We start from the raw sequence: 3089 nt of genomic DNA, 5'->3' as shown, positions 1-3089 counted from the left end.
TGCTCGCCGAAGCCAATGTGCCCTATGACGAGGTGTTCGAACTCGAGGACATCAACTCCGAATTCGCGCAGGCCGACGTTGCCTATGTCATCGGCGCAAACGACGTCACCAACCCGTCCGCGCGCGACGACAAGTCGTCGCCGATCTACGGCATGCCGATCCTCGATGTCGACAAGGCCCGCACCTGCCTGTTCGTCAAGCGCTCGCTCGGCTCCGGCTATGCCGGCATCGACAACACGCTGTTCTACAAGGACGGCACCATGATGCTGCTCGGCGACGCCAAGAAGATGACCGAGGAAATCGTCAAGGCCATGGATCACTGATTTCGCCACGGCGCGACTGACCCAAACACAAAAGCCCGGCGCAAGGCCGGGCTTTTGCTTTTCAATGCTGAGCCGCTTCAGCGGCTGGTGAGAAAAACCGCTTCCTCATCGTCGCGCTGCCTGCCCCCAAGGGCCGCGGCAGCACTGGCGATGAAGGCGCCGATGGCCAGCGACAGCGCACCAAGGAGCGCAAAGGTAGCGCCAGCCTTCCTGGCGGTGTCGGCAGCCTCCTGCGCCTTGACCTTGGCGTCCTGAGCCCTGGCGATGATCGCATCCACCCGCGCCTTGGCATCTGCTTCCGAAAGACCGGTGCGAGCGGCGACGAGTTGCGACAGATAGGCCTTGTCGTCTGCCGAAACCTCGCCTGCCGCCGCACCGGCGATTAGGATGCGCGAGGCCTGCCCGGTCGCGGCGGTATCGCTGTCCGGATTGGCGGCAGCCAGCCTGCCCGGATCGGCCGGACGGAACAGTGAATCCACAAGGTAGGATGTCGCATTGTCGACCGATGCGCTGCCGGCATTGGCCGAAGCCCCCGCCGATGCACCCATGGCAGCGCCAGATGCGACGGTGGACACCGCTTGCACGCCTGAACCGATCGCTGCGGAAAGGGCGGAGCCAAGCACGCCGACGACGAGCAAAGTGGCCAGCGCCCAGGCAAGAAAGCCGTGTGCGGTGTCCCGGAAATAGACCTCATCGGTGTGGATGCCGACCCATTTGGTGCGCAGCCGCCCGGCAAGATAGCCTCCGACACCAGAGGACAGCCATTGCACGATGACAAGCCAGACGGCGGTGGACGCCGCGAAAGTGGTGACAGATGCGCCGGATCCCGACCATGGCGACACCATGGTCAATCCCAGCCCCGAACCGAGCAGCATGAGGATGAAGGTCAACGTCGAAGCCGCGAAGGCACCGGCGATGATCGGTCCCCAACTGACGGCGGTGGAGGAGGATTCTGTTGAAGTGGAAACGTCGACAGCCGATAGGGTGGACTGCATGGAAGCCCCCTACCGTACGAACAGCATGATCAGAATGATGATCGGGATCGGAATACCGAGCAACCAGAGCAAAATGCCGCGTCCCATGAAGGCCTCCTGTAAGAAATTGTGATCGATGTTGTCACAATGTCCCGCAGGGACTTCCGTTCCGGGGCGTTGTAAAATGATTCTGTTGCCGCCGGTGGAACAATTGGCGCGCCGCAGCGCGCCAATTCAGAATTTAACGTCCGGATCAGATATCCAGATTGGCGACCGACAGCGCGTTGTCCTGGATGAACTCGCGCCTGGGTTCGACCTCGTCGCCCATCAGCCTCGAAAATAGTGAATCCGCGTCGGTCGCGTCATTGACCTTGACCTGCAGCAGCGAGCGCACATTCGGGTCAAGCGTGGTTTCCCACAGCTGTTCGGCGTTCATCTCGCCGAGACCCTTGTAGCGCTGCATTGTCAGGCCCTTGCGGCCGGTCGCAAAGACCGCATTGAGCATCGCCAAGGGCCCCGAAATCGTTTCGGAGACATCCTTGCGGCGCAGCACCGGCGGCGACCCGTAGACCTCGCTGAGGCGCTGTGCGTAGCGGTCGAGCTGGCGTGCGTCGGCCGAATTGATCAGCGCCAGGTCGAGATGCGCGTATTCCTTGACGCTGCGCACCGTGCGCTCGAACACATAGCCGCCGACACCCTCGTTTGAGGTCGACATGCGGCCCGTCCAGCCGCGCTCGGTGTCCTCGGCAATGATGTCGAGGCGTTTTGCAATCCGCTCCGCCATGTCGTTGGCTCGGCCGAGATCGGTGAACACGTCCGGGTTGAGCCCGCCGGCGATCGCCGCCTGCTCGACCACGCCTCTGTTGTAGCGCGTGTGCAGGCCGTTGATCAGCTGGCGCACCGCCAGTGCGTCGTCGATGGCTCCGCGCAGGTCCTGTCCGATGCGAACCTCGCCCGAGCCGAGCGTAAGCGATGCTTCCTCCAGTCCCGAGCCGATCAGGAACTCCTCGAACGCGCTCTCGTCCTTGATGTATTGCGAGCTCTTGCCGCGCGTCACCTTGTAGAGCGGCGGCTGGGCGATGTAGAGATGGCCGCGCTCGATCAGCTCCGGCATCTGCCGGAAGAAGAAGGTCAGCAGCAAGGTTCTGATATGGGCGCCGTCGACGTCGGCGTCGGTCATCAGGATGATCTTGTGGTAGCGCAGCTTGTCGGCGTTGAACTCGTCCTTGCCGATCGAGGTGCCGAGCGCCGTGATCAGCGTGCCGATCATGTCGGAGCCGAGCATGCGGTCGAAGCGCGCCCGCTCGACATTGAGGATCTTGCCGCGCAACGGCAGGATCGCCTGGTTCTGGCGCGAACGCCCACCTTTGGCCGAGCCGCCGGCGGAGTCACCCTCGACGATGAAGATTTCGGACTTCGCCGGGTCGCGTTCCTGGCAGTCGGCCAGTTTGCCGGGCAGGGAAGTGACGCCGAGCGAGCTCTTGCGGGTGATATCGCGCGCCTTGCGCGCCGCTTCACGCGCCGCCGCGGCCTGGATCACCTTGTCGACGACCACCTTGCCTTCGCTCGGATGTTCTTCCAGCCAGGTGCCGAGCGCTTCGTTGACCAGGCCTTCGACGACAGGACGGACTTCCGACGAGACCAGCTTGTCCTTGGTCTGCGAGGAGAATTTCGGATCTGGAACCTTGACCGACAGCACCGCCGTCAGGCCTTCGCGGCAATCGTCGCCGATCAGCGAGACCTTTTCCTTCTTGGTCAGGCCGGAGGATTCGCCATAGCCGGTGATCTGGCG

The 3089-nt window shown here is 63.1% G+C and carries 3 protein-coding genes; 1 reads left to right on the top strand and 2 read right to left on the bottom strand.

Annotation, left to right across the window (positions count from 1 at the left end; genetic code table 11):
- Window positions 1-323: NAD(P)(+) transhydrogenase (Re/Si-specific) subunit beta (locus tag EN893_RS26200; protein WP_164901110.1), on the top strand; the 323-nt coding region annotated here is incomplete at its 5' end.
- Between the two features lie 77 nt (window positions 324-400).
- Here EN893_RS26200 and EN893_RS26195 read toward each other — a convergent pair.
- Window positions 401-1318, bottom strand: coding sequence for a hypothetical protein (locus tag EN893_RS26195; protein ID WP_127272751.1), 918 nt, complete (start codon window positions 1316-1318; stop codon window positions 401-403).
- 232 nt (window positions 1319-1550) lie between these two features.
- Window positions 1551-3089, bottom strand: a 1539-nt coding sequence (locus EN893_RS26190) for a toprim domain-containing protein (RefSeq protein WP_245490909.1), incomplete at its 5' end; no start/stop codon positions are given.

The sequence above is a fragment of the Mesorhizobium sp. M7A.F.Ca.CA.004.04.2.1 genome (assembly GCF_004022825.1).
Lineage (GTDB): Bacteria > Pseudomonadota > Alphaproteobacteria > Rhizobiales > Rhizobiaceae > Mesorhizobium.
This window is presented reverse-complemented; position numbering and strand designations above follow the sequence as displayed.

Excerpts from the sequence above, each read along its gene's own strand:
- EN893_RS26195 (WP_127272751.1), bottom strand. The coding sequence starts at position 1,318 with ATGCAGTCCACCCTATCGGCTGTCGACGTTTCCACTTCAACAGAATCC.